The sequence below is a fragment of the Myroides sp. WP-1 genome, from assembly GCF_014145635.1.
GTDB lineage: Bacteria > Bacteroidota > Bacteroidia > Flavobacteriales > Flavobacteriaceae > Flavobacterium.
Genome location: NZ_JACHTC010000008.1, coordinates 110,857 through 132,940 on the forward strand (window position 1 = coordinate 110,857; position 22,084 = coordinate 132,940).

A 22,084-nucleotide genomic window follows, 5' to 3' on the forward strand; every position below is an offset into this window, starting at 1 on the left:
TTATTTATAACTACGGATAGTTGGTTTTACGTATTCAAATGTTAGTTCTTCTTTATTCAAAATTGGCTCTTGATCTAATGATCCTGGCCATTCCCATGCAGAAATAAATTGAAATTGCGCATCATTACGAGCAGCTTCTCCTTCTTCTGTTTGGTACTCCTCTCTAAAATGAGCTCCACAAGATTCATCACGTGTTAAGGCATCGTAACACATCAATGTACCGATTTCTAGATAATCTGCTACACGACCTGCTTTTTCCAATTCTGAGTTAATTGTGGCATTGGTCCCTGGTACGTGAACATTTTGATAGAATTCTGCTCTCAACTTTTTGATTTCTTCAATGGCAAATTCCAATCCTTCTTTTGTTCTTGCCAAACCACAATAATCATAAAGTAGTTTACCCAATTTTTTATGATAGTAGTCAACGGTTTTATCACCATTGATTTTTAACAATCCTTCTAATTTGTCTTTAACTTCTTGTTCTGCTTTGTCAAATTCGGGATGATCTGTCGTTATTTTACCAACTCTAATTTGGTCAGCTAAATAATTTGCTATGGTATAAGGTGCGATAAAATAGCCATCTACAGAAGCTTGAAGCAGTGAATTGGCTCCTAATCGGTTAGCCCCATGATCAGCAAAATTAGCCTCACCCAAGGCGAATAATCCAGGAATTGTAGTCATTAACTCATAATCTACCCACAATCCGCCCATAGAGAAGTGAGCAGCAGGAGAAATCATCATTGGTTCTTTATAGGCATTTGTACCTGTAATTTTCTCGTACATGGTAAACAAGTTGCCATATTTTTCTGCAATTTTAGCTTGTCCTTGTTCTCTAATTGCTTTAGAAAAATCGAGGTAAACTGCATTTTTTAAAGGCCCTACACCATATCCAGCATCAATGCGTTCTTTAGCTGCACGAGAAGAAATATCGCGGGGTGCTAAGTTTCCAAAAGCGGGATAGCGACGTTCTAAATAGTAGTCTCTCTCTTCTTCGGGAATATCATTGGCAACTCTTGTTTCGTTTAGATTTTTTGGTACCCAAATACGTCCATCATTTCGAAGGGATTCAGACATTAACGTTAATTTTGACTGATAATCTCCTGATTGCGGAAGAGATGTTGGGTGAATTTGCGTCCAACTTGGTGAAGCAAAAAAGGCTCCTTTTTTATGTGCTCTCCAAATTGCAGATCCATTACAGCCCATTGCAAGTGTTGATAAGTAGTAAATTTTACCAAATCCACCTGTTGCCAATACAACAGCATGTGCAGCATGTCTTTCGATTTCGCCTGTTTCTAAGTTTCGAACAATAACTCCTCTAGCTTTACCGTCAATCACCACCAAATCCAACATTTCGTGTGAGGAATATAGCTGTACTGTTTTTTTACTCACCTGTCGCATAAGCGCTTGGTATGTTCCCAATAGCAATTGCTGTCCTGTTTGTCCACGAGCGTAAAAAGTTCGGCTGACCTGAACTCCTCCAAAAGATCTATTATTCAAGTATCCACCATATTCTCTACCAAAAGGAACTCCCTGAGCAACAGCTTGATCAATTAAATTAACCGAGCATTCAGCCAAGCGATAAACGTTTGCCTCTCTAGCTCTAAAATCTCCTCCTTTTAAAGTATCTACAAACATTCTGTAAATACTATCTCCATCATTTTTATAATTTTTTGCTGCGTTTACTCCTCCTTGAGCTGCCACGGAGTGTGCACGACGCGGTGTATCTTGAAAGCAAAACGACTTAACATTATATCCCATTTCACCCAAAGAAGCAGCTACAGAACTACCAGCTAATCCGGTTCCTATAACGATTACATCCAACTTTTTTCTGTTCGCTGGGTTAACCAAACGAGCATTCTTTTTATAATTAAACCATTTTTCTTCTAATGGTCCACTTGGAATTTTTGCATCTAATTTCATAACAAGTTGTATTAATGGGTGATATAAATATAAATAGGCATTAAGGCAAATCCTACACATAAGATAACAGCATAGGCAACACCGAATACGTTAATCCAGCGGACGTATTTAGGGTGAAACAACCCCAATGTTCTAACTCCACTGGTAATGCCGTGAATCAAGTGATAAGCTAAAGCAATCATTGCAATGACATAGACTACTACAAGCCACAACTCTTGAAAAGCAGTAACTACTACCGTGTACAAATCTTTGTTTCCGTTGGCATCCAATCCAATTGAACCGAATTTATAGACATACCAAAAGTTTTGAAAATGCAGTACGAGAAACACTAAAATGATAACACCTAAAACCCCCATGTTACGACTGTACCATTTACTAGCTCTACCTCTTCTGTCTCGCTTGTAATGCCCCCCAGCTCTTTGGTTTTTTGAAGTAATAATCAGTGCGTAAATTGCATGTCCGAGAATGGACAAATAAAGTACATAAGACACACCTTTTACCAACGGGTTACCCGTAAGAAAATGAGAATAAGCATTAAAGCTTTCTTGGGCGTGTTCGGGTTCTAGAAATAACTGTGTGTTTCCTAAAAAGTGAATGAGTAAAAAGAAACACAGAAACAATCCAGTCCCTGCCATTACAATCTTTCTTGAGAGTGTATTCATCTTATTTTTGTTTAATAATTAATTCCTAAACGATTGTGTAATTTTTCCATTTTGAAGGTTATAAGAAAACCACATAAACAATACCAAAAATCCCTTTTCTCATCTCTTTTTAATGTCAACTACAAAAGCCAAATAGCTAATTTTTTATAATTTACACCTATAATTACATTTTATTTGTACTAAAATTAGTAATTATTTTAACCATTTATCAAAAAATTAATCTATTTTGCATTACAAACAAACAATACAGAATGAATATAAATTACAAAACGATGGCTTAGATAAGAAAACGGACTTATTGCCTATAAAATGACTATCTTGGACATGAAATTAAAAAAAAACTTTTCCTAAAAATGTAACAAATATCATATTTAGGCATCTAATTAAATTATGAAACAAAAGAGTCTTGAGTTAGAGTTTGTTACCTTATTGGAAGAGCATCAAAATCTCATCCATAAAATCTGTCGCTTATATACAGATGAGGAGTCAGCTCATAAGGATTTGTTTCAAGAAATTTCCATACAGTTATGGAAAGCCTATCCAAGCTTTAGAGGGGAGTCAAAATTCACAACTTGGGCCTATAGAATTGGATTAAACACAGCTATTTCTTTATTTAGGAAAAAAAATAGACAGATTAACACCACAACTTACGATCCTGTTATCCATCATTTTCAGTACCAAGAGTACAATGAGGAAGAAGAACAACAGCTCAAACTCATGTATCGGGCACTTCACCAACTCAACGATATAGACAAAGCGCTAGTTTTTATGTACCTCGAAAGCAAAACGTACGAAGAGATAGCAGAAACGCTTGGGATAAGCGAAGTCAATGCCCGAGTGAAAATGAATCGAATTAAAAGTAAACTTAAAAAAACCCTTAATCCATAAGGATTCAAAATACTATGAATGAACTTGATTTATTAAAAAAACATTGGAACGCCAACCATAACTTTCCAAAGATTTCAAAAGACGAAATCATGAAGATGATTCACAAAAAATCATCTTCTATCGTCATGTGGATCTTCATCATCAGTGTCATAGAGTTTTTACTTCTCAATTTAGCTAGTCTCTTTCTATTCACCGAAGACAGTGATCTAGAGGGAAACAATAGCGTTTTATTTCAATTGATAGTCAATAATATTGACTATGTCAGCGGAATTATTTCATTAGTATTTATTTTTTTATTTTACAATAAGTACCGCAAAATTTGCGTAGCAGATAATACCAAAAAACTGATGAAACAAATTCTTCAAACCAAGAAAACAGTAAATTACTATATCGCCATCAATATTTCATTGATTTCATTACTCTCTATTTTTGCCGTTATCAGTATATTAAGTATGGATGCAGATCCTTCTCATGGTTGGACTTTTTACGCCTTTATTACCGGATTATTTGCCTTAGTTTTTCTAGTATTCTTTGGTTTTATGTGGCTTTATTACCGCGTCGTTTATGGAATTTTGATCAAGCGATTAATGAAAAATTACAAGGAACTTGAGAAGATAGAAGATTAATGTTGTATCTTGGATACTCCATTTATCTCTTATTGATCAAGACATGACTATCACACAATTATTATATGCCTTAGCGGTTGCTGAACATCGAAATTTTACCCTTGCAGCAGAAAAATCATTTGTAACTCAACCCACCTTGAGTATGCAAATTCAAAAATTAGAAGAAGAATTAGGAGTACAAATTTTTGATCGTACAACCAAACCTATTCAATTAACTACAATTGGAGAGGTTATTATTCAACAAGCACACAAAATTGTCAATGAATCGAATCGAATTAAGGATATTATTGACCAAGAAAAGGGTTTTATTGGAGGTGAATTCAAGTTGGGAATTATCCCTACCGTAACGCCTACGCTACTGCCTATGTTTATTAAGACCTTTGTCAATAAATACCCAAAGGTTCACTTAATTATTGAAGAATATACAACTGAAGAAATTATCACGCGATTAAGAGGCGGTTATTTAGATGCTGCTATTGTAGCAACCCCCTTAGAGTTAGAGGATATACGTGAAAAAGTATTGTACTACGAACCTTTTGTTGGTTATATTCCAAAAAGTTTACAAGGGGAGTTTACTGATAAAATCCGCACAGATCAACTCGATTTAAAAAAACTATTACTCTTACAGGATGGACATTGTTTTAGAGATGGTATTATCAATATCTGTAAAAACAAAAATTCAGAAAGCGATCGACCATTTTCATTAGAAAGCGGAAGCTTTGAAACGCTAATTCAATTGTCGAAAGAAGGATTAGGTTATACCCTACTTCCCTACTTACACACGCTTCAACTCCATCAAGAAGATCAAAAAAATCTCTTGCAATTTGAAGCACCTCAACCCGCTAGAGAAATTAGTTTAATTCACACCAACAGCGATCTAAAACTACAAATTATCCAAGCCCTATACGACACGATTTTAAGCATTATCCGAGGCGCTATTGCGTTTCAGGATGTAAAAATAATTAGTCCTAAGAAGAAGAATTGAGTACTTTTATTGGGTGAGGTGGTGAGATGATGAGGTGTTGAAATCGGAACGCAGTGTAGATTCATCGAACACTAAAACCAATATAAAATAGGTGAGATAGATGATGAGGTGTTGAGGCGTTGAGGCGTTGAGGTGGTGAAATCGGAACGCAGTGAAAATCGAAACGCAGTGAAAATCGAAACGAAGTGAAAATCGAAACGAAGTGTAGATTCATCGAACACCAAAACAAATATAAACTAGGTGAGATATATTCATCGAACACAAAAACAAATATAAAATAAGTGAGATATATTCATCGAACACTAAAACCAATATAAACTAGGTGAGATAGATGGTAAGGTGGTGAGGCGTTGAGGTGGTGAGGCGTTGAGGTGTTTAGATGGTGAAATACCAAAAAAAAAGGAGCAAGATAAAAATCTCACTCCTTTTGTTTTATTTTGAAAAGATTACTCTTCTCCTTCACCTTTTACTACCAAACGGAATCCTTCTCCGTGGATATTTAAAATTTCAACAGCTTCGTCTAATTTTAAATACTTTCTCAATTTTGCAATATAAACGTCCATACTACGAGAAGTAAAATAGTTATCATCTCTCCATATTTTCGTTAAAGCAACTTCTCTTGGCATTAAATCATTCTCGTAAATTGCCAATAATTTAAGTAGTTCATTTTCTTTTGGGGACAACTTAATTGGTTCTTGGTCTTGGAATGTCAAGAATCTCAATTTAGAATTCAAATGAAACTTACCAATTTGGAATTCGAATTTAGTATTATCTGTTTTTACCTCAGATGTTTTTCTGTGAATAATTGCCTTGATTTTCATCAATAAAACTTCAGAATCGAATGGTTTATTTAAGTAATCATCCGCTCCTACTTTGTATCCTCTTAATACATCCTCTTTCATTGATTTTGCAGTTAAGAAAATAATAGGCACTTCCTTGTTTTTGTCTCGAATTTCTTTGGCTAAAGTAAATCCGTCTTTGTAAGGCATCATCACATCAAGAATACAAAGATCAAAAGTATCGCGTTTGAACTTTTCGAATCCTTCCATTCCGTTTTTAGCTAAAGTAACTTCAAAGTCATTAATAGCTAAGTAATCTTTCAAGATCGCACCAAAATTTGGGTCGTCCTCTACTAATAAAATCTTTTTGTTGTTTGTTGTTTCCATATATATTGATTAATTTATTAATGGCATTTTAATAATGAACGTACTTCCTTTACCTTTTTCACTCTCAACATATACTTGTGCATTGTGGTCTTCAACAATTTGTTGAACGTAAGCCAACCCCAATCCATGTCCTTTCACATCGTGTAAATCTCCTGTATGTTCGCGATAGAATTTATCAAAAATTCTCTTTTGTGCATTTTTACTCATTCCTACCCCTTGATCGACTACTTTTATCAAGATAAAATCTTTGATATTCTCAGTAAACACATCAATAATAGGACTTTCTTTTGAGTATTTAATGGCATTATCTAACATGTTAACCATTACGCTGGTTAGATGGAATTCATTTCCTAAAATATCGGATCTTCTTGCATCGAGATGAAGGTTGATTTCTCCTCCTCTATCTTGTATGATCAAACTCACGTGATCTACTGCAGATTCGATAACTTCGTGAATATCCACGGCCTCTTTATCGGCTTCAAACTCTTTCTTTTCGAGTTTCGAGATGCGCAACACATTTTCTACTTGTGCGTGCATTCGTTTATTTTCCTCCCGAATCATATTGAGATAGCGATCTACCATTTCGGGATTTCCTATCACTTTTGGATTCTTAATCGCATCCAAAGCTAAGTTAATTGTTGCTATCGGAGTTTTAAACTCATGCGTCATGTTGTTGATGAAGTCTGTTTTCATTTCTGAAATCTGCTTCTGCTTGATCAACTGATTAATCGCATTCAAATAAGCTGCAATAATAACAACAGTAAACAAGATAGATAAAAATGTAATTCCAATCAACGAAGAAAAGAGGTATTTACTCTTTTCAGGAAAAGTAACATACAAATGATACTTACTTTTTCCATCGTTATTTTTTAAAATCGGAACTCCATATGTTGATCCCTCGCTATATTCAAAATCATCAGATTTAATTTTCGTTGCCAACCCTTTGTTGTAAACGCCAAACTCAAATTTAGCATTTACGCCATATTGGTGTAACTCATTTTGCAATAATTCATTGAGCTTTTCTTTCGAAATTCGCTCATCAACGCGTTTTAAAGCAACGATATCTTTAAAGTATATCTCGAATTGTGCTTTGTCTAACACGTCTAAATTTCCTGACTTTTCAATCACTTCATCAGGATAATTTTGATGTAAATTATCACCTCCTCGATCAAAGGAATTTCCTTTGTGAATATCTGTTTTTCGCCTTGCTACAAAACTTTTAATATTTGTGCTATCGGCTCTTTTGTCAAAGAACGAGCTTCGCAAATTAAAATCCTCGAGAATTAATGTATTAGAATAAAATACAGACTCATTTGTCAATGGATCACGCTCATAAAAAACGATCTCTTTTAATTCGCTTTGCTTTGGCGGTTCGCCAATACTATCCTTCAAATTATTGTACAACTTGTAAAATTCCATTGCTTCATTTTGCTCAATGGCATTTGATACATTTCCAATTACTTGTTGAACATGGTATTTGAATTGTTCCTCGTTGTTGTTATACGAACTAACAATCCAATATAATTGTACGATGATGATTCCAATCAATGAAAAACTCATTATACCGACAAGTATCCTAAATCGTAATTTATTCATCGCAATTCAAAATTATGATTAATAATGTATATTCCCTAGTAGTTAACATAAAATTAACCGATTAAATTAAGTGATTTTTTAAATTAATGTCACGTATTATCGAAATAATATCACTTTCGAGTGATTTTTTGTTATTATTTTCAATTATATATTGACTTCTTCTTAGCTTTTCTTCATCTTTCATTTGATTATTTATAATTTTCATGACTTGCTCTTTCGAAACTCCATCGCGATTCATGACTCTTTCAATTCTAACTTCTTCTGGTGCAATAACTAAAACAACAACATCGCAATTTTTCTCTAGTCCGTTTTCGAATAGGATAGCACTTTCTTTCATAACAATGGGCGCTTCTTTATGTTCGATAAGCCATTGGTCGAAGTCCTCTTTTACTCGAGGGTGAACGATTTGATTCAGTTTGTTTAATTGGTCTTTTGCGTCAAAAACAAGTTGTTTTATTTTCGATCGATCTAATGTACCTTGTTCTGTTATAACGGAAGTTGTAAAAATTTGTTGTACTGCTTGTACAACGTCTGGTTGATCCATAATAGCACGTGCACGTTCATCGGCTATATAAATAGGAATACCGTGCTTCTCAAACAATTTTGCAACGGTTGTTTTTCCACTGCCAATTCCCCCCGTTAAACCAACAATAATACTCATTCTCTTTTCTATTTAAAAAACATTTCAGGCATTCCAATTTCTGGTTTTTTTCTCAATACATACAAGATGTAATTTGACTTTACAAATCCTGTACCATATCCATAAAATTGCACAAAAACTGCACAAATTGACAGAACAGAAACCTTAAAACTCTTCTCTTTTAACAAAGATATCATAAAAATCAAGAAAAAATAAAACAAATAAACAGAAAAAAATGAATAAATCCCCGAAAACAGGAGTAAAAGACTTCCTATTAACCCTATTATAAACAAACTTGGGAACCAATACGTCATTTTGACATATTCGGGATACCTTTGATTGAGAATGGGTCTTGCCTTTCCAAACTTATTTACTTGAATATAAAATTTCTTCCAATCTATTCGCCGTTTGTGGTAAACGTATGCTTTTGGGAAAAGTTGTGTATCAAATCCTAAATTCCAAAGTCGAATGGTTAAATCGGGATCTTCGCCAGGATGTATTTTGCCAAATCCCTCCGACGTTAAGAACGCTTTCTTTGAAATTCCCATATTAAAACTTCTTGGTTGAAACTTGCTTAATCGTTCTGATCCTCCGCGAATTCCCCCAGTAGTCAGGAAAGAAGTCATCGAAAAATTTATCGCCTTTTGCACTGGAGTAAAACTTGAAAGCGCTTCATCTGGTCCGCCAAAACAATCAACATAGCTCTCTTTCAAATACTGATCTACAATTGACAAGTAGTTTTCGGGAATAATACAATCGGAATCCAAGATAATATAGTAGTCTCCTTTGGCTTTTTTCATGCCATAATTTCTGGAATCACCCGGTCCTGAATTGGCTTTATAATAGTATGAAATATCCAATTGTTCTTGGTATTTTTCTACGACAAATCGAGAATCAATTGCCGATCCATCTTCTACAATAACAACTTCAAAAGGTTGTTGAAACGTTTGTTTTGCTAAACTAGCCAACAATTCATCCGTTTCATCTGGTCGATTGTAAACAGGTATAATAAACGAATAATACATGATCTTCTTAAAATATCAACAAAAATATTGCTTCCTAAATTGGAATACAAAATTTACTCCTTATATTTATATACATTATTTATATTTTTTACGTTATAAACTGTAAACTTTCTAAAAAAAGCAATACAGTGCGCTGTAATTGATTTTAAATATTTGAACTTTTATTATTATGAATGCAATTAATATACTTTGGGTTGATGATGAAATTGATTTATTAAAACCTCATATTATCTTCTTAGAAAAAAAAAATTATGCTGTTACAACGGCTACTAATGGAGCAGATGCGATAGATTTAGTTCAACAGCAACATTATGATATTGTTTTTCTTGATGAAAACATGCCTGGATTGACAGGTTTAGAAACACTAAACGAAATCAAAAGCATCAAAAACAACCTTCCTATTGTAATGATTACCAAGAGTGAGGAAGAATATATTATGGAAGAAGCGATCGGAGCGAAAATCGCAGATTACCTCATTAAACCGGTCAATCCCAATCAAATTCTTTTGTGTTTAAAAAAGAATTTAGACGATTCGCGCATTGTATCTGAAAAATCATCTTTGAGCTACCAAAAGGAATTTCGCAATATTGCCATGGATCTAATGGCTATTGATACCTATGAGGATTGGATTTCACTCTATAGAAAACTCTTATTTTGGGAAAGTAAGTTGGAGGATATTGAGGATCAAAATCTAATCAATATCTTGGAAGGTCAGAAAAGTGAGGCAAATAGTTTATTTGGCAAATTCATTGAAAAGAAATATGAAACATGGATTAACACAACTGTTGATCGACCAACTTTTTCACATGAAATTTTCAAGAAATGGGTAGTTCCTGAGTTAAAAAAAGAGAACAATAAGATTCTCTTTCTCGTGATTGACAATATGCGTTACGATCAATGGAGATCTTTTGAACCTCTTGTTTCTAATCACTACAAAATAGAGAGTGAGCATACTTTTTTCTCTATTTTACCTACGACCACCCAATATGCAAGAAACGCTATTTTTTCTGGATTAACTCCTCTACAAATGGAGCAAACACATCCTGAATGGTGGAAAAACGACGTTGAAGATGGAGGAAAGAATCTACATGAAAATGATTTTCTACAGGCGCAGTTACAGCGTTTGCGTCTAACAATTCCCAATGAATACTTTAAAATCGTCGGGCAAAAAGAAGGTCGAAAATTAGTAGATAATTTCAATGCTATCAAGCATAATCAATTAATTACGATTGTTTATAATTTTGTTGATATGCTTTCACATGCCAAAACAGAAATGGAAGTAATCAAAGAACTAGCGTCTAACGACAAGGCTTATCGCTCTTTGACCACTAGTTGGTTTAAGAATTCTACGCTATTAGATGTTATCCAACAGGCGCAACAAGCGGGATTTAAACTGATTATTACAACTGATCATGGTACTATTAACTGCAATACCCCTTCCAAAGTAATTGGCGATAAGAACACTAGTTTAAATCTCCGCTACAAAACGGGTAAGAGTTTGACCTTTGAAAAAAAGGATGTCTATGTTGTGAAGGATCCAAAAAAGATACAGCTTCCGGCAATAAATCTCAGCAGTTCCTTTATTTTTGCAAAAAATGATTGTTTCTTAGCGTACCAAAATAATTACAATTACTACGTATCTTATTTTAGAAACACCTATCAACACGGTGGTATCTCGTTAGAAGAAATGATTGTTCCTTTTGTAATTTTAAATCCAAAATAGATGGAATTTATTTATCAACTTGACGATATAGACACCATAGCAGCTAAGGTTTTGCCTTTGTTATCTCATAAAATTGTATTATTTCAAGCGCCAATGGGAGCTGGAAAAACGACCTTTATCAAAGCTTTAGCTAAACAATTACACATTACGGCTATGACAAGTAGTCCGACGTTTTCTATTGTCAATGCTTATCAAATTCCCGATTCGAATGAGTCGCTCTATCACTTTGATTTGTATCGTTTAGAGGAGGAAGAAGAAGCTTATGATTTTGGATTCGAAGAATACTTAGACAGTGGACATTGGTGTTTTATTGAATGGCCTGAAAAGACACCTAATTTAATTCCCGATGAACACAGTACCATCGAAATTAGTATCTTAGACACACAAGAAAGACAATTAATTATTACAAATGCTTAAAGCTTAACGTATGGCTAAACTATATCCTTTTTCACGAAAAGCGCTGATTCCACAAGAGGAATGTTTACTTGTAGAGCCGCGTAAAGGGGAATTATTTATTGGTGTACCCAAAGAGAATTTCACGGTTGAAAAAAGAATATGTATTACGCCAGAGGCGGTTCAAACCTTGCATGCTTATGGACATCGCGTCTTGATAGAAAAAGGAGCTGGAGAAGCTTCTAGCTACAGCGATTTAGAATACAGCAAAGCAGGTGCTGAAATTACCACAGACACAAAAAAGGTTTTGGAATGCCCTATTGTAGTCAAGGTAGTTCCACCGACGTTAGAAGAGATCAAGTTAATGACACCACACAGTGTGTTGTGGTCAACCATTCAGTTAAAAACGCTTGATCCCTCCTATTTTAAAGCCTTGGCAAAGAAAAAGATTTCTGCTATCGGCTTTGAATTTATCCAAGATAAAAATGGTTCTTTTCCTGCGACGAGCATTTTGAGTGAAATAGCGGGAATTGCCTCTATTCAGATTGCTTCAGAATTAATGACAACTACCAACAATGGCAAGGGTTTATTGATGGGAAATATAACAGGTGTTGTTCCTACTGAAGTAGTTATTCTCGGTGCTGGAATTGTTGCAGAATACGCTGCGAAAACAGCTATTAGCATGGGAGCTAATGTTCGACTTTTTGACAATTCGATTCAGAAACTCCGTCGTTTACAAAACAACTTGCCTTTCCCCGTTTCTACTTCTACAATTCAAGACAAAATTCTCTTAAAAGCCCTGATGCGTTGTGATGTGGTTATTGGTGCTATACGTGGTCAAAACAGAGCGCCGATTGTCGTTACGCAAACCATGGTTGAAAGCATGAAAAAAGATGCTGTTATTATTGATGTTGCCATCGACAATGGAGGGTGTTTTGAAACTTCTGAGTTAACAACACATGAACATCCAACTAAGCGAAAATACGAGGTTATTCACTATGGAGTGCCTAATATCACTTCAAGATATTGCAAAACAGCTTCTATGGCTATTAGCAATGTCATTACTCCTTTTTTGTTGGATTTTGCCGATAATGGTAGTCTAGAAGGTACCGTTTTTACGGATAATATACTCAAGTCGGGTATTTATACGTATAAGGGATTAATCACGAATAAAATTGTTGCTGATTGGTTTAACCTAGACTATAAAGATATTCGACTTTTTGCATTCTAATTTTTTGCCAATTATTTAGTTTTACAACGCTATATTGCTACTTTTGTATAAATTTTAAAAAAATGAGTTTTATACAAAGACTTGCGTATTATTTGTTTGGCCTTTTAATTGGCTGCATGTTTTTATTTTACTTTTTTGGAGAAAAGAAAACAGAGTTTTGTTATTTACCTAATTGTAGAGTTTTAAAAGATTTGAGAAGCAAGCCTGTTCAATATGGTCCTGATGCTGAACTTAAATTTAAAGAAGGTTGGGTCGTTGAAGAGGATATTCGAAAGTCTTTACAATATGGAAAAGTAGATTTTGACAAGAGCAATGTTGCTTACGAAGAAGGTAAAATTTACATCATTGAAGGACGTAATGCCAACAATGATCCCATTACGATTAAAATGGTGAACTACACGGATAAAGTCAAACTTTTAGATATAACAAAGCCCTAATTTTTAGGGCTTTTGCTTTTTTTATAATTCGTCTAATTGTCTTCGATGTGGAGCGGTCAATTGCTTAAAACCTGTAGGCGTCATTCCTGTGATTTTTTTAAATTGTGTACTGAGATGAGCCACACTACTGTAATTTAAACGAAAGGCAATTTCTTTGAGGCTCAATTCATCGTAGAGTAATAGTTCTTTTACTTTTTCAATTTTGAGCTGAATAAAATACTGTTCAATTGTTGTAGCTTCAATCTGCGAAAAAAGTTGAGTTAAAAAGAGGTAATCTTTATTTAGTTCTCCTGCTAAATAAACGGATAATGGAGTTTCTAGTGTCCACTGTTCTGTTTGAAGTAAGGCAATTAAGAGTGCTTTAATCTGGGCGACTAGTTGTTTTTCCTTATCGTTTAACAACTCAAATCCAATAGCTTCTAGGCTTTCAGCTAGTTTTTGAAGTGCTTCATCATCGAGTTGTTCTTGCAGTTCTACTTCACCTAATTTAATGGCAATGGGCACATATTTAAATTCTGTAAGAATCTGATCTACAGCAAGTATACAACGATGACAAACCATATTTTTGACAAACAATTTCATGCGCTAACTGTTTAAGGGTTCATAATACATATCGTATAAATCGAGCCCTTCAGCCCAAAAGTCTTTTTGTATTTGTTTGACAACAAAGCCATACTTTTCATAAAAGGGATAAACAACTTGTGAAGTTCGGACGCGAATATGATCAATGGCGGGGATTTTTCCCAAGATACTTAGGCGATACAAGAGCAAAGCACGCCCTATTCCCTTACCTTGCGAAGCTGGAGCAACAACATCCCAGCTAATTCGTCCTTCTTTTTCCTTAACTAATACATTAATTCCACCAGCACCTAAGAGCTGTCCATCTTCCTCAACAACAAAATATTGATCAATCTCTTCTTCTAAATAGCGCTGATATTCTTCGATTTCTTCTGGAGCGAAATAAAGTGGAACATTCCATTCTATCAATTGAAGTAAAGCTTTTTTATCTGATTCTATATAAGGACGTATTTTCATTTTAAACTTGATTTACTCTCAAAGATAAAAAAAAAGGAACCGAACAATAGCCTACTCCGTTCTTTCCACTGAAAAAAGAAGGCATAAAAAAAGTCATCTCGAAAGAGATGACTTTTCATTATACGGTTAATAAATGCAATGAATCGCTCAATTCAGGTTTTTCTTGTACAAAACTATTCACCCATTTCCCCAATTGTTCAACATCATAAGGAACTAAATGATCTAGTGCTTTCTGTAACTCTTTATAAAATAATTTCGAGTCAAAACTAACGCTTTCTAAAACAGTTTTCGCATAGTTCAACATTACTCTTGTTTTCATAACTCAATATTTTAAAATCATACTACAGGATAAACATACTTCTTTTTTTAGGTAAATCAAGTTTACTACCGATATTTTAATATTATTTTAATACTTCATCGTTTTAGGCTAAACACCTCTTTAAAACGCATTTTTTTCAAACTTATTATACGAAGTACAAAAATAATTGGTTTTAATTACGAATCTTTAAATTACAGCCTTTACTACTCAGTTAATCGTAAAAAAGGTACCCTATAAATCAAAATAAGTCGTACTTTCCCCTCAAGCAATTATGCATTTGTTTAACATTTAATCTATTGATAATGAAGATAAAATCAAATTTATCTCGGGCAGCAGTACTCATTTTAACGATAATTTTTCTGATCACAGCTGTTACTTTTGAAATTTTTGAACTTAGTTCATTGCCTGCTCAATTTTTTGGGACCTTATTGGGGGTTGTGATTACCGCGATCATTACGGTACTGTTACTACAAGGTCAAACGAAGAGTGAAGAATCTAGAGAGCGAAATCTAATGGTTTTTGAGAAGAAACAAGAGGTGTTCTTTCATTTTTTAACTCAACTAAACACGATTTTGCAAAAAGAAAAACTCACCCTTCACTTGAGTCACGACAAAACTCTAGAGCGAGAGGTACACAGCTTACAGGATTTACTTTTTGAATTTGGTTTTTTACAAATGCATACCTCTTCGGAAACGTTCAATCAAATTCTTGTTTGTGTTGGAAATTTAATGGACGAAAGCAAGAAGATTAAACATATTGAAGAAAAGACAGAACATGACTTTGAAGTTTACTACAAAGTATTGGCTACTGATTTTTTTGCGATTGTATCGCTATTAAAATTAGAGCTATACAATGCCGCACCTGAGTCTATTGACAAAAAACAATTGGATCGAATCATTAGGCTTTCTTTTTAAATCATGCGTATAAATTAATCATAGAGCCTAGTAGAAAGTTGAGGGGTCATCTGTAATTTTTTATATTTGAATCACTTTGACTTATACTCAATACAAAAAAGGATACTCATTTCGAGTATCCTTTTCTTTTAACTACTATTTTTTACTAACGAGCCCAAATAAGTTTGGTATTCATCAAATCTCCACCCATTCTTGCGGCCGCTTCGTCTTTATTGGTTTTATTCACCAAGTTAAGATTCGTTGAATACGTGATTCGTTCTGGTAGATCACTTAATCCGTTTAGGGGCGTAAAGGTGTATTCCTTTTCTTGCTGAGGCCCAGGTGCTAATAACGAATGTGTTTGACCTGGTAACAAAACTGTTTTAGGGTATTGTGTTCTTCTGTATTCGGCCCATGCTTCATATGGCTGTAAGAACAATGCAATATACTTTTGTGTTAAGATTGTTTCTGGATTAACCGTATTAACTTGAGACAGATAATGGTCGATATCTGTTTCAGCAACTTTCCATCTTTTCATAGAAGCCTTAATTCCATTCACAAAGTTTTCTTGCGGGCTGATTCCTAATTCTGCCAAAATAAAAGCTACTTCAGCATACTCCATGAGTATTTCGGTATAATCAGCTTTATAGATGCTACTACTAAACTGGCAAGCATAGTCTGCTTGACTCCCTGTAATGGCATCTGCAATTCCCAGCGGCATACCTTGGTAGAAATCGGGAGTTCGATCTACATAATCCTCTTTCTCTATACTTGGTTTTGGATTTGATGCATTGTAATAAAAAGCGAGCGTTACTTCTACCTCTTCTCCTTTATCATTAACAAGTTTCTGACTTATTGGTGCAACCATCTTAAACAATCGAGGATCTACCACCCCTGAAAAAGGATTTGGATGTGCTGTTTTCGTTTCTCCTTTCAGCAATTCAACGAATGTATTGGAAGGTGAAAAATCATTTCGTTTATCCAGAAAAGCATTGGTAAAAAATGGAGCGGGATTAATTCTATCATTTTGAAATTGCAATCCTACATTATCGTCATTAGACTGTAATAAAAGATCCACGTTTGCTGTTAATTCAGTGAGGTGATCTTTTGCTTGTGGAATTACATCTTTTACGCGATTGGCTATTTTCAAACGAAGAGAGTTAGCAAATTTCTTCAATTTTAAAGGAGTTTTAAAGAGGAAATCTCCTGAATTAAACACACTGTTTGCTTCCATATTGATAGATTGTGCTGCTTCTTTCAATTCTTTCATTAGATCAACGTAGATTTTCTCTTGAGGAGCAAACTTAGGTGTAGCAATTTCACCATCGGTTCCCAGAGTCATCGCTTGAAAATCGCTATCTTTCGTTCCATAAGAATAATAAGGAACATCGCCGTACATGTCAACTAATTGCAGCTGTGCATAAGCGATCATAATACGTGCCGCAGCCAATTGATTGACTGGATCCCCATATGTTTCTACTTTAGAGGTATTAGCAGGATTTTCGACAATATCAATGATTTGTTTGTATCCTTTTACCGCTAAAAAGATATTGATATACAAATTATTATTTACCTCATTTCTAAACTGATATCGATCTTCTGCAGTATAATTTCGCTGTGCAGAATATTGAATCCAAGATAAAGCCATACGTCCAGAGGCCATGCCTCCGCGTGTATTTGTCATTAATTCTTTATTGGTATTGTTAAACAATCCATTGGTTGATACTTCCAAGGGTTGATCTGGATTTACATTGATTTGTTCCAAATCTTTATCACAACTACTCAAAGTAATAAGTCCAATAAGAAAGAGACTGATATATTTTTTCATAAGATTTGATTAGAGTTTAAATTTTACATTCATTCCATATGATCTCGTTGAAGGCATTGATCCTCCTTCGATAGCTTGGATATTTCCACTTCCATAAGAAGCCATTTCTGGGTCCATTCCTTTCCATGCTAGATTCCACGTAAATAAATTGCGAGCGAATAGAGAAATGGTTACGCCTTTAAACGGTCCGATCCACTTGGTTGGCAAGTCGTATCCAATGGTTACTTCTCTTAGTTTAACATAATCTGCATCAAACACATTTTGCGCATCAACGGAGCTATTAAAGCCTTTGGCCCAATCAACAGCCGTAACCAGTTGATCATTTTGTGTTCCGTCTTCTTTTACTCCATCTAATACCAATCCCATTTCGCGTATATCACCTTTAGCAGTTTCTTCTAACATTCCTGAATACATACCAAACATATGTGTTGTCGAAAAATATTTTCCTCCTTTTTGGATATCAACCAAGAATCCGATGTTCAAATTTTTGTAGCGAAAATTATTTCTAATTCCCATGTTATAATCTGGTAAATAAGAACCTAAGGCTTTTACTTCTGAAGCCTTATAAAGTCCATCTTCCCCTATGATTTTATTTCCATGATTGTCATATAGATAATCTGTTCCATAGATTTGTCCATAGGTTTCTCCTGTTTTACCTTGTAGTGTTACGCGAAAGGGAGCTCTTGCAATTTCGACCGATTCAACTCCTTCCGCCAATCGGGTTAACGTGTTTTTATTTTTTGCGATATTCCAAGTTATTTGCCAAGAGAAATCCTCAGTTCGAATGGGGGTTAAATTCACGGTTGCTTCAATTCCTTTATTTTTCATGTCTCCTGCATTCATCCATCGATAAGCAAATCCTGTTGCTGCATCATATTGCACCCGTGTAATTAGGTCTTGAGTTTTAATTTCATAGTAAGACACTTCAAAACCGATGCGATTATTTAGGAAAGATGCTTCTAAACCAATCTCTTTGGTTGTCATTAATTCAGGTTTGAGGTTGGGATTATTGGCCGTATTATTCAACGCATAGGTAGGGTCTCCTAAGAAAGGACCATTAAGCGTGTAATAATCTGCTGTTCTATAAGCGTCGGTATCATTTCCTACTTGTGCCCATCCTAGGCGTATTTTTCCAAAGCTCAACCAATCAGCTTGATCGATTACATTAGAAAAGATAAAAGTTCCCGTTAGAGACGGATAAGTAACTGATTTTTTAACCGTCGAAAACCAATCTGTACGCATCGTTCCTTCTAAGAACAAGTATTCTTCATAATTTATCCCTGCAGAAGCAAATATGGAATTGGTACGAGTGTGTGTTTTTTTGTGGCTAGCTTTAGCTGGTGAAACACTATTATCTAAATTATATAAATTAGGTAAAAACAATCCTCCTACGCTTGCGCCTTGCAGGTAGTTATTTCTTTTTTCACTTCTATTTACCCCTGCAAAAGCATTTATTCCAATAGGACCAAAAGTATCGTCATAATGGATACGTCCTTCGTAGTTATATTCAGATACATTTCGTTGTACCTGTTTAAAAGAAGAGGTATTTTTGGAACCAACTGCAACGCGCTCTTCTATTTCCATTGTGTATCGATCGCCATAGATTGTACCTACAACATAAAGTTTATCAGAAAAGTTATAGGTTAGTTTTGCGTTTCCATACACTCTATTTCGGACATCTTCAGCCGTATTTTCGTAAATTATCCAATACGGGTTATCTGAATAAGCAGGTGTACCGTTATCCCAAGAAACGCGATTCCATGATCGTTGATTTCCATTGGCTAATTTATAGTCCTTTAATTTATCAAAATCAAGTTGACGTTGTCCCCATTGAAAAAAACGCTCAGCCACGGAATTATCACCGTAACCTACTTCAGGACGATTAAATCCTTTGGTTCTAACGTAATTAACATTGGCTTCGACTTTTACTTGTTCGGTTAATTGAGTTGCAGCATTTACAGTAAAATTATTGCGTTGTAATTTAGAATTAGGAACAATCCCCTCAGTTACTTGATTATTGAAAGCCATTCGAATATTGCTTTCTTTAAAAGATTTAGAGATAGAAACCGATTGATTATATGAAACACCCGTTTTAAAGAACGAACGCACGTCGTGTTTTGATTTTTCCCAAGGCACCTCTCTCATGTAGTCGTTTTCAAACTCAGGATCGAAGGCATACCATGGCAAATAAGGAGTACCATCGAACTTAGGTCCCCAACTTTCATCTAAAATATATTCTGGAACATTGTAAATCTTTCCATTGATCTCTTGTTTTTTAAAAACTTCTGAACTTCCACCTCCGTATTTTGTTTGTAGTTTTGGCATGATATTGATCGATTCAAACGTTAAACCTGAATTGAACTCAATATCAGTTCGTCCATTTTTTGCTGATTTTGTGGTGTAAATAATAACGCCATTTCCTCCTCTATTACCATATAAAGCAGAGGCAGGTCCTCCTTTCAAAACAGTTACTGATTCTATGTCGTCGGGGTTGATATCAGCCGATCCGTCTCCATAATCGCGTCCACCAGCACCTCTTTGCATATCAAGATCAGCAAAATTACTATTATCTAGTGGCACACCATCAATCACGATTAACGGTTGATTGTTACCTACGACAGATTTCACTCCGCGCAAAACAATTCGCGCTGATCCTCCCATAGAAGATGGAGCAGTCACTTGTAAACCAGCGACATTTCCAGATAATGCATTTACTGCATTAGTTTGTCCTGCACTTGCTAAATTATCTCCTTTTACTTCTTGAGAAGAATAGCCTAACTTTTTCTTGTCTCGTTTAATCCCCAATGCAGTTACAACGACTTCTTGCAGCATTTCCTCTTCACTGACCATTTGAACATTAAATACGCGTTGATTTCCTACTGTATATTTAACTTCTTTCATACCAATAAAAGAAAACAGCACGGTTGCTCCTTGTTTCACATTAAGGGTATATTTTCCATCTAAATCCGTTTGCACCCCTTGCTGCGTTCCCTGAATAATGACAGTTACACCAGGCAATGGTAGACCTTCGTCTGTTACAACTCCTGAAAGTTGCTTCTCTTGAGCCTGTACAAGTTGAAAAAACAAGCCAAACACAATCAAATAAATAAACCTTACTTTTAATTTCATTAGCATATTATTGAATAATTCACCAATCAAAATTAAATTATGTTTTTGCATTAAAATTTAACAAAACAAATAAACTATTATCATAAAATAACACTAAGTCAACTAATCAAACAACTGTCATTCATTATTTTGAAAATCAAATATTTTATCCACTGAAAGTATTTTGAAAAGCTAAAAAACACCTTGATTTTAGTTTATTTTTAAGACGCTTCTTTTTCCTTTTGATGGTATTTTAAGGTGCTTTTCATTTTTTTATTTCTTTTTTTAAAATTTAATCCGAGAACAAAATGGGTTCATTGATAACGTTCTACCTCAATAAACGAGCGACAAAGGAGAATCAAAGAGAAGGTAGTATCTGCAATTTAAAGGGATATTGAATCAAGTCACTTTCTTTTGTATTAATTTTCATTTCTTTAACCTATTAAGAAAATTATTATAAAGAACTTTAGGTATTCAAATCTACTCATTATGCAATCACTCCAAGATTTATATCGCTTTGCGCAAAGCTTAACCTATAGTAAGCAAGTCATGCCCACACTTTTTATTGGCCATGGATCACCCATGAATGCTATAGAGGACAGTATTTTTTCAAGGAATTGGTCGAATTTAGGACAAACGATCCCCACGCCTAAGGCTATCCTCGTAATTTCTGCTCATTGGTTAACCAAGGGCAGTTATATTACAGCTATGGATTTTCCTGAAACCATCCACGATTTCAGAGGATTTCCGCAAGCTTTATTTGATGTAGAATATCCAGCACCTGGTAGTCCTAGTTTAGCTTCAGAAACACAAGCTTTAGTTCAGCCTTTTGATCTTCATTTAGATCATGATTGGGGATTAGATCACGGTACTTGGTCAATTACTAGGCACCTTTTTCCAAAAGCAGATATCCCTGTCTTACAATTGAGTATTGATTATTATAAACCTTTAGAATATCATTATCAATTAGCACTACAACTGCGAGAGCTTCGCAAAAAAGGGGTGCTTATCATAGGTAGTGGAAATTTGGTACACAATCTTCGTTTACTTTCTTGGGAGGATATGGGACAAAACTATGGTTTTGATTGGGCCATTGAGATTGATGCTATTTTTCAAAAAAATATCGCCTCCTATAACTACAAAGATTTAATTGCTTATGAGAAGTTACATCCACAGATTCAACTTGCCATACCTACTTCGGAGCATTACATTCCCATGTTGTATACTTTAGGGCTCAGGGAAGCTAAAGACGAGTTACTATTCTTCAATGACGCTTATGTAGGCGGATCTTTAAGTATGACTTCTTTTATGTATTATCAATAAAAAAAGAGCGCTCAAATTGAGCGCTCTTCTGGGCTTAGTGCTGCTTGTTTTAAATCCTACAGCAGGATCATCGAAAAAAAATTGCTTTGTTGTTTTTATGTTCTCGGCTACATCTCTAAGATAATAAACTCACTGCGTCTGTTTAACTGATGTTCTGCTGCGGTACACGGTACGCCATTGCTACACTTGTTTAGCAATTGACTCTCTCCGTAACCTCTACCAGTTAAGCGACTTGGGTCTATTCCTTGTTCTATCATCCACTTGATTGTTGATTTCACACGACGGT

The 22,084-nt window shown here is 34.8% G+C and carries 21 protein-coding genes; 9 read left to right on the plus strand and 12 right to left on the minus strand.

Annotation, left to right across the window (positions count from 1 at the left end; all coding sequences use genetic code 11):
* Together H4K33_RS09600 and H4K33_RS09605 are read right to left on the minus strand one after the other, a co-directional pair.
* Nucleotides 1-1,920, minus strand: coding sequence for a fumarate reductase/succinate dehydrogenase flavoprotein subunit (locus H4K33_RS09600; RefSeq protein WP_182648315.1), 1,920 nt, complete (start codon nucleotides 1,918-1,920; stop codon nucleotides 1-3).
* A gap of 11 nt (nucleotides 1,921-1,931) precedes the next feature.
* The gene (locus H4K33_RS09605; protein WP_182648317.1) at nucleotides 1,932-2,582 is read right to left on the minus strand and encodes a succinate dehydrogenase cytochrome b subunit; all 651 of its coding nucleotides are present in this window, start codon (nucleotides 2,580-2,582) and stop codon (nucleotides 1,932-1,934) included.
* A 390-nt stretch (nucleotides 2,583-2,972) separates the two neighbouring features.
* On the opposite strand from H4K33_RS09605, the gene H4K33_RS09610 reads away from it, so the two are divergent.
* From H4K33_RS09610 to H4K33_RS09620, 3 genes are read left to right on the plus strand one after another with little or no spacing between them, the layout of a single operon-like run.
* Nucleotides 2,973-3,470: an RNA polymerase sigma factor gene (locus H4K33_RS09610; protein WP_182648319.1), complete on the plus strand. Its 498-nt coding sequence runs from the start codon at nucleotides 2,973-2,975 to the stop codon at nucleotides 3,468-3,470.
* A 14-nt stretch (nucleotides 3,471-3,484) separates the two neighbouring features.
* The gene (locus H4K33_RS09615; protein WP_182648321.1) at nucleotides 3,485-4,096 is read left to right on the plus strand and encodes a hypothetical protein; all 612 of its coding nucleotides are present in this window, start codon (nucleotides 3,485-3,487) and stop codon (nucleotides 4,094-4,096) included.
* A gap of 43 nt (nucleotides 4,097-4,139) precedes the next feature.
* A complete protein-coding gene (locus tag H4K33_RS09620; protein ID WP_182648323.1) occupies nucleotides 4,140-5,081 on the plus strand; it encodes a LysR family transcriptional regulator in 942 nt (313 codons plus the stop codon).
* Between the two features lie 446 nt (nucleotides 5,082-5,527).
* On the opposite strand, the gene H4K33_RS09625 is transcribed toward H4K33_RS09620, so the two are convergent.
* The 4 genes from H4K33_RS09625 to H4K33_RS09640 form a co-directional block, all read right to left on the minus strand.
* Nucleotides 5,528-6,247: a response regulator transcription factor gene (locus H4K33_RS09625; protein ID WP_002986137.1), complete on the minus strand. Its 720-nt coding sequence runs from the start codon at nucleotides 6,245-6,247 to the stop codon at nucleotides 5,528-5,530.
* 9 nt (nucleotides 6,248-6,256) lie between these two features.
* Complete coding sequence (locus H4K33_RS09630; protein WP_255493644.1) at nucleotides 6,257-7,807, minus strand: sensor histidine kinase KdpD; 1,551 nt, start codon at nucleotides 7,805-7,807, stop codon at nucleotides 6,257-6,259.
* Nucleotides 7,808-7,904: 97 nt separating this feature from the next.
* A complete protein-coding gene (coaE, locus tag H4K33_RS09635) occupies nucleotides 7,905-8,504 on the minus strand; it encodes a dephospho-CoA kinase (RefSeq protein ID WP_182648328.1) in 600 nt (199 codons plus the stop codon).
* 8 nt (nucleotides 8,505-8,512) lie between these two features.
* A complete protein-coding gene (locus tag H4K33_RS09640; protein ID WP_182648330.1) occupies nucleotides 8,513-9,508 on the minus strand; it encodes a glycosyltransferase family 2 protein in 996 nt (331 codons plus the stop codon).
* 169 nt (nucleotides 9,509-9,677) lie between these two features.
* Here H4K33_RS09640 and H4K33_RS09645 point away from each other — a divergent pair, with 169 nt between their 5' ends.
* The 4 genes from H4K33_RS09645 (at nucleotide 9,678) to H4K33_RS09660 (ending at nucleotide 13,292) form a co-directional block, all read left to right on the plus strand.
* Entirely contained in the window at nucleotides 9,678-11,231 is a 1,554-nt protein-coding gene (locus H4K33_RS09645; protein ID WP_182648332.1) for a PglZ domain-containing protein, read from the plus strand.
* Nucleotides 11,232-11,648, plus strand: a complete 417-nt coding sequence (gene tsaE / locus H4K33_RS09650; protein WP_182648334.1) for a tRNA (adenosine(37)-N6)-threonylcarbamoyltransferase complex ATPase subunit type 1 TsaE — start codon at nucleotides 11,232-11,234, stop codon at nucleotides 11,646-11,648.
* Between the two features lie 10 nt (nucleotides 11,649-11,658).
* The gene (locus H4K33_RS09655) at nucleotides 11,659-12,855 is read left to right on the plus strand and encodes an alanine dehydrogenase (protein ID WP_182648336.1); all 1,197 of its coding nucleotides are present in this window, start codon (nucleotides 11,659-11,661) and stop codon (nucleotides 12,853-12,855) included.
* 62 nt (nucleotides 12,856-12,917) lie between these two features.
* On the plus strand, nucleotides 12,918-13,292 hold the full coding sequence (locus H4K33_RS09660) for a DUF4258 domain-containing protein (protein WP_182648338.1): 375 nt from the start codon (nucleotides 12,918-12,920) through the stop codon (nucleotides 13,290-13,292).
* Nucleotides 13,293-13,313: 21 nt separating this feature from the next.
* On the opposite strand, the gene H4K33_RS09665 is transcribed toward H4K33_RS09660, so the two are convergent.
* The 3 genes from H4K33_RS09665 to H4K33_RS09675 form a co-directional block, all read right to left on the minus strand.
* Nucleotides 13,314-13,874, minus strand: coding sequence for an AraC family transcriptional regulator (locus H4K33_RS09665; RefSeq protein WP_182648340.1), 561 nt, complete (start codon nucleotides 13,872-13,874; stop codon nucleotides 13,314-13,316).
* A gap of 3 nt (nucleotides 13,875-13,877) precedes the next feature.
* Nucleotides 13,878-14,327, minus strand: a complete 450-nt coding sequence (locus H4K33_RS09670; RefSeq protein WP_182648342.1) for a GNAT family N-acetyltransferase — start codon at nucleotides 14,325-14,327, stop codon at nucleotides 13,878-13,880.
* Between the two features lie 118 nt (nucleotides 14,328-14,445).
* Nucleotides 14,446-14,646 (minus strand): hypothetical protein, encoded by a 201-nt coding sequence (locus H4K33_RS09675; protein ID WP_182648345.1) that lies wholly within the window; start codon nucleotides 14,644-14,646, stop codon nucleotides 14,446-14,448.
* A 302-nt stretch (nucleotides 14,647-14,948) separates the two neighbouring features.
* Between H4K33_RS09675 and H4K33_RS09680 the strand changes: the two genes are divergently transcribed.
* Nucleotides 14,949-15,560, plus strand: a complete 612-nt coding sequence (locus H4K33_RS09680; protein ID WP_182648347.1) for a hypothetical protein — start codon at nucleotides 14,949-14,951, stop codon at nucleotides 15,558-15,560.
* Nucleotides 15,561-15,705: 145 nt separating this feature from the next.
* Here the strand turns inward: H4K33_RS09680 and H4K33_RS09685 are convergent, their stop codons facing one another.
* Both H4K33_RS09685 and H4K33_RS09690 read right to left on the minus strand, forming a co-directional pair.
* Nucleotides 15,706-17,367 (minus strand): SusD/RagB family nutrient-binding outer membrane lipoprotein, encoded by a 1,662-nt coding sequence (locus H4K33_RS09685; protein WP_182648349.1) that lies wholly within the window; start codon nucleotides 17,365-17,367, stop codon nucleotides 15,706-15,708.
* A gap of 9 nt (nucleotides 17,368-17,376) precedes the next feature.
* Nucleotides 17,377-20,496 carry a SusC/RagA family TonB-linked outer membrane protein gene (locus H4K33_RS09690; RefSeq protein ID WP_182648352.1) on the minus strand — a complete coding sequence of 1,040 codons (3,120 nt, stop codon included), beginning with the start codon at nucleotides 20,494-20,496 and terminating at the stop codon, nucleotides 17,377-17,379.
* 468 nt (nucleotides 20,497-20,964) lie between these two features.
* Here H4K33_RS09690 and ygiD point away from each other — a divergent pair, with 468 nt between their 5' ends.
* Nucleotides 20,965-21,798 carry a 4,5-DOPA dioxygenase extradiol gene (gene ygiD / locus H4K33_RS09695; protein WP_182648354.1) on the plus strand — a complete coding sequence of 278 codons (834 nt, stop codon included), beginning with the start codon at nucleotides 20,965-20,967 and terminating at the stop codon, nucleotides 21,796-21,798.
* Between the two features lie 107 nt (nucleotides 21,799-21,905).
* On the opposite strand, the gene H4K33_RS16665 is transcribed toward ygiD, so the two are convergent.
* Nucleotides 21,906-22,084, minus strand: a 179-nt coding sequence (locus H4K33_RS16665) for an OmpA family protein (RefSeq protein WP_370576671.1), incomplete at its 5' end; no start/stop codon positions are given.